General features: G+C 65.0%; 3 protein-coding genes. All 3 read left to right on the forward strand.

Features of this window, described 5'->3' with window-relative positions; genetic code table 11:
- On the forward strand, positions 1 to 1,508 hold a 1,508-nt coding region (locus ACLP4W_RS25905; RefSeq protein ID WP_442390247.1), incomplete at its 5' end, for a flavin-containing monooxygenase.
- Positions 1,509 to 1,531: 23 nt separating this feature from the next.
- Complete coding sequence (locus tag ACLP4W_RS25910; protein WP_442390248.1) at positions 1,532 to 2,122, forward strand: ester cyclase; 591 nt, start codon at positions 1,532 to 1,534, stop codon at positions 2,120 to 2,122.
- A 9-nt stretch (positions 2,123 to 2,131) separates the two neighbouring features.
- Positions 2,132 to 2,626 (forward strand): PPOX class F420-dependent oxidoreductase, encoded by a 495-nt coding sequence (locus tag ACLP4W_RS25915; RefSeq protein ID WP_442390249.1) that lies wholly within the window; start codon positions 2,132 to 2,134, stop codon positions 2,624 to 2,626.
- Positions 2,627 to 2,632: the final 6 nt, after the last annotated feature.

A 2,632-nucleotide genomic window follows, 5' to 3' on the forward strand; every position in this document is an offset into this window, starting at 1 on the left:
GCCGTGACGACTTTCTGATCTTGGAGAAATCCCACGACATCGGCGGCACCTGGCGCGACAACACCTATCCGGGCTGCGGCTGCGACGTGCCAACGGCCATCTACTCGTATTCCTTTGAGCAGAACCCGTTCTGGTCCAAGATGTGGTCTTCGCAGCCGGAGATCCAGGCATACCTGCAACGACTCACCGACAAGTACGACCTACGCCGCAAGGTGGCTTTCGACGCTGAGCTTGTCGAGGCGCACTGGGATGATGTGGCGTCGCGCTGGCGGGGTCGCTTGGCCGACGGACGCACAGTCTCCGCCCAGTTCCTGGTGATCAGTGCCTCTCCGCTGCATGTACCACGCATTCCGCAGCTCAGCGGCATCGAGTCGTTCACCGGGCCGGCCTTCCACTCCGCGCGATGGGATCACAGCGTGGATTTGACCGGTAAGAAGGTCGCCGTGATCGGCACCGGCGCCAGCGCAATCCAATTCGTGCCGATCATCGCCGAGCAAGTAGGGCAGCTGCAGCTGTATCAGCGCACCCCGCCCTGGGTGTTACGCCGGCGCAACCCGACCATCCCCAAATCAGTTCAGAAGCTTTTCGCCAAAGTGCCCTTGACCCGCAACGTCTTCCGTGCCCTGACCTACTGGATTGCCGAGTCGCTGGCCCTCGGGCTCCACGGGTACGGCAACCTGCATAAACCGCTGGAATGGGCGGCCAGGGCCAACATACGCAAGAGCATTAAGGATCCGGCGTTGCTGGCCAAGCTCACCCCCAAGTATCAGATCGGCTGCAAGCGCCTCCTCTTTTCCCCCACGTACTACCCGGCGCTGGCGCGGCCCAACGCCGAGGTGATCACGGACGGCATCGCCGAGGTACGGCCCGGGAGCATCGTGACCGTCGACGGCACCGAGCGTAAGGTCGACATCATCATCTACGCCACCGGTTTCAACCTCGGCGACGCGTTGCGCGGCCTCGATATCCGCGGTGCCGACGGGGAATCGCTTGGGCAGCGGTGGAACACCGACGGCCCCCAAGCCCACATGGGTATCACCGTCGCCTGGGCACCCAACGCGTTCTTCTTGATGGGCGCCAACACGGGGATAACACACAACTCGATAGTGTTCATGATCGAGCAGCAGATCAAGCTCGCGCTGCGCGCCATGGACGGTATGCAGCAGCGCGCGGCCACCTCGATCCGAGTCCGCCAGGATGTCCAGGACCGATTCAACGAGGACATCCAGCGCCGGCTGGCTAAGCGCGTGTGGTCCACCGCGGGTTGCACGAACTGGTTTGTCGATGACAAGGGCGTCAACCGCGTCCTCTGGCCGGGTTTCACCTGGCAGTACTGGCGTGCGACGCGTAACTTCGACGAGACCGAGTACGAGTTCACCCGCGCTGATCACCCGTGGACAATCGGATGCGCAGGCCATATCGGCACCGACGGTCAGCAACGGGCCCCGGGCGCCCATCTGGTTCCCGGGTCGACCTCCTCGCCGCGACAGCGTCAGGACTCGGCTTGACCGGCGACACTGGGGGAGCACGGATGTCCGAGACCGAGTCAACGACTGCGGCTGACGGCACGAGGACCGCGGCCGAGACGACGAGCGAGGCGACGCCGTCGATCGAGTGGATCCTCGATTTCATGCTGCGGTGGCAGGACGCGTGGAACTCCCATGAGATCGACCGAGTGCTGGCGCTCATGACCGAGGACATCGAGTGCCGCGATGGCGGCTGGCCCAAGCCGATGCGAGGACACGCAGACGTACGTGAATTCCTCAAATTTATCTGGCGGGCGATGCCGGACATGACGTTCGAGCCGATCAGCGGGCCTTACGTGATCCCTGGTGAGCCTCGCGCCGCCGTCCATTGGCGCGGTTGGGCCACGCTCACGGGTCCGATCGAGCCGCCTGGCTTCGCGCCCACCGGCCGCCGCTGGGAGATCGACGGAATCGACGTCTACGAGTACCGGGACGGTCGCGTGTGCAAGGTGCACATCGCATACGACGCGTTGAGTGTTTCGCGCCAACTCGGCCTCCTGCCGGCGGCGGGCGGCCGCGGTGAGCGCGCGCTGGCGATGGCGCAGCGCTTCGCTTCCCGCGTGCAGCAGGCAATCCGCGAGCGGCGTAGCGGTTGAGGTACAGCCATGGCAGGTTCCTCCAAGTCAGCCCTCACCAAATTCACGGACTTCTTCTATGAGCGCCGGCGGCACAAGGACGCCTGGTCGACGGCGGACGCCGAACCGACCACCGGCTTCGCCTCGCTCGCCGGCCACAAGTACGCCCTTCTGATCACCTACCGCGCGGACGGTGAAGGTGTTCCGTCACCGGTGTGGTTCGGTCGCGACGAGCACGATCGGGTGTATTTCCACACCGAGGAGGCGGCCGGCAAGGTCAAGCGCATCCCCCGCAATCCCGAGGTGCGGCTCGCCCCGTGCGATCACCGTGGCAAGCCGTTCGGCCCCCCGTCGATCGGAATCGCCCGGATCCTCGATCCGGGCGGATCGCGGCACGCGGAGCGCACGATTGCCGCCAACTACGGCCTCGGACGCAGGCTTTACTGTTGTGCGCTTCGTGCTTACGCGGGCATGTCGGCGAGGCTGGTGTCCTACGTCTACGTCGAGGTGCAGCCAAAGCGCTAGCCGCCG

It is taken from the genome of Mycobacterium sp. (assembly GCF_052145595.1).
Taxonomy (GTDB): domain Bacteria; phylum Actinomycetota; class Actinomycetes; order Mycobacteriales; family Mycobacteriaceae; genus Mycobacterium.

Bases quoted from the DNA above. Each gene is read 5' to 3' on its own strand.
- ACLP4W_RS25910 (WP_442390248.1), top strand. From the start codon at position 1,532: ATGTCCGAGACCGAGTCAACGACTGCGGCTGACGGCACGAGGACCGCG.
- ACLP4W_RS25915 (WP_442390249.1), top strand. From the start codon at position 2,132: ATGGCAGGTTCCTCCAAGTCAGCCCTCACCAAATTCACGGACTTCTTC.